At 56.2% G+C, this 2,246-nt stretch carries 3 protein-coding genes; all 3 read left to right on the top strand.

Annotated elements, in window-relative coordinates:
* Nucleotides 1-737: DPP IV N-terminal domain-containing protein (locus B2W52_RS08940; protein ID WP_286802563.1), on the top strand; the 737-nt coding region annotated here is incomplete at its 5' end.
* A 67-nt stretch (nt 738-804) separates the two neighbouring features.
* The gene (gene pal / locus B2W52_RS08935) at nt 805-1,377 is read left to right on the top strand and encodes a peptidoglycan-associated lipoprotein Pal (protein WP_008169120.1); all 573 of its coding nucleotides are present in this window, start codon (nt 805-807) and stop codon (nt 1,375-1,377) included.
* A 16-nt stretch (nt 1,378-1,393) separates the two neighbouring features.
* A complete protein-coding gene (gene ybgF / locus B2W52_RS08930; protein ID WP_008169119.1) occupies nt 1,394-2,140 on the top strand; it encodes a tol-pal system protein YbgF in 747 nt (248 codons plus the stop codon).
* The last annotated feature ends 106 nt before the right edge of the window (nt 2,141-2,246 follow it).

The following is a 2,246-nucleotide window of genomic DNA, read 5'->3' as shown; positions in this document are numbered from 1 at the left end:
TGGACGGCAAGCGCGCCAGAATCCGTCTTGAAAGCCAGGAACCCATCCTGTCACCGGCATGGTCGCCAGACGGGGAAAAGCTGGCCTATGTGTCGTTCGAAACAGGGAAACCGGTGATTTTTGTTCATGAGCTTGCAACCGGCAATCGCACCAAAGTGGCAGACTTTCCGGGGCTCAACTCGGCGCCGGCCTGGTCCGACGATGGCCGATCGTTGTTGATGACCCTCTCGAAAGACGGAAATGCCGAGATCTACCGGATGAACCTGGATACCCGGCAGTTGACCAAGCTTACGAACCACTGGGCTATTGATACCGAGCCGAGCTATGACGCCACTGGCAAGGGCATTTTCTTTACGTCGGACCGGTCCGGAGGTCCGCAGATTTACCACATGGATACACCGGGTGCGGAGCCTCGTCGTATCACCTTCGGCAGCCGTTACAATGCTCGGCCAAGGCCCGACAATGACGGTAACTATGTGTATTACGTTCACCAGCGCGATCGGGCATTTCACATTGCCCGTACCGAACTGAAAACCGGGGAGGAAACGATCCTAACCCGCACCGAGTCTGATGAGTCTCCCAGTGTCGCGCCCAATGGCCGGATGCTGATCTACGCTACCCGGCAGAATGGCAGCAACGTGCTCACGGTTATTTCCGCGGATGGTGGAGCAGCGTACAGCTTGCCGGCATCCGAAGGCGATGTTCGTGAGCCCGCCTGGGGACCTTTGGTTCGCTGACTCCCGGAGCTTTCCGGTGTTGGCCATTGTTCAAGCAATAACGTCACTCAACTGAAAGGAAGAAAACATGAATTTTTCAGCTCAATCAAAAGCGTTCGCACTGTTGTTGTCCGTCGGTCTGGTAGCGGGCTGTAGCTCTACCGGTGGTACCTCCGAAGAAGGCGGCGAGTATGGTTCCGATGTGGCTGCTGTAGACCAGGAAGGTGGATCCACTGTTTACGGAGGTGACGACCAGGGCGGTGTTTCTTCTTCAGCCATGACCGAAGAAGAGCGTATGGAAGCTCGCAAGCAGGCCGAACAACAGGCCCTGCGTGAAATCACCACCTTCTACTTTGATTTCGATACGGCTGAAATCAAGCAGGAAGCCCGCGATGTCCTGGTGGCACATGCCCGTTTCCTCGCCAACAACCCGGGTCAGAACGTCCGCATTGAGGGTCACGCCGACGAGCGCGGTACCAAGGAATACAACCTGGCCCTTGGCGAGCGTCGTGCTAACGCCGTTCAGCGTTTCCTGATTGTAAACGGTGCTTCACGTGGCCAGCTCGAGACCGTAAGCTATGGCGAAGAGAAGCCGGCCGTGATGGGTTCCAGCGAGAGCGCCTGGGCCCAGAATCGTCGTGTAGAACTCGTATTTGAGTAATCACACAGGAACGACCATGAGAAAAATCCTCATGGCGACAGTGGTGCTTCCGCTTGCCCTCGGGCAGGCGGGAGTGGCCCTGGCGCAATCAGCCCAGGACAGTCAGCGTAACGCCAACAGCAGTCAGGCGACGTCGGAACTGTTCTACATGATCCAGCAGCTTCAGGGTGAAGTCAGACGGCTCCAGGGCGAAGTGGAGGAGCAGCGGCACCTGATTAACCGCCTGCAGCAGCAAGGGCGCGACCGTTATATCGATCTGGATCAGCGTATTCTGGATCTCTCGGAAAAGGTCGCATCACAGCCGGCTCCCGAAGCCAGCGAAGGTGGTGGCTCTGCTGCCTCAGGCCAGGCCCGGGAGGCCAGGGAATACCGCCAGCCCGATGCGGAAGAACGAAAGGCCTACGAGCAGATCCAGGACCTGATTCGTAATCAGAAAAAATACGATGAGGCCATTAGTCGGATATACGAATTTATCGATGAATATCCGGAAGGTGATCTGACGGTCAACGCCTATTACTGGCTCGGTGAGGTCTATCTGGTCAAGCCGCAGCTCGAACAGGCAAAACAGGCGTTTACGATTGTCGCTACCCGTTTTGCCGACCATCGCAAGGCTCCGGATGCGGTCTATAAGCTGGGCGTAACTCATGATCGCCTGGGCGAAAAGGAGCAGGCTCGGCGCAGCATGCAAACTGTGATTGATGATTACCCGTCCAGCAGTGCTGCTGACCTCGCACGGAAGTTTCTCGAGTCCCAGAACGGCTGATTGTCTGGCGCGGCAAAAATGTTGAGAAACCTGAGAAAAAGGGGTTGATCAACGGCCAAAAATCATTACTATATGCGCCTCGTTTGGGTCGTTAGCTCAGTTGGTA

Origin of the sequence: Marinobacter sp. UBA2498 (assembly GCF_002341575.1) — a bacterium.
Classification (GTDB): domain Bacteria; phylum Pseudomonadota; class Gammaproteobacteria; order Pseudomonadales; family Oleiphilaceae; genus Marinobacter; species Marinobacter manganoxydans.
This window is presented reverse-complemented; position numbering and strand designations above follow the sequence as displayed.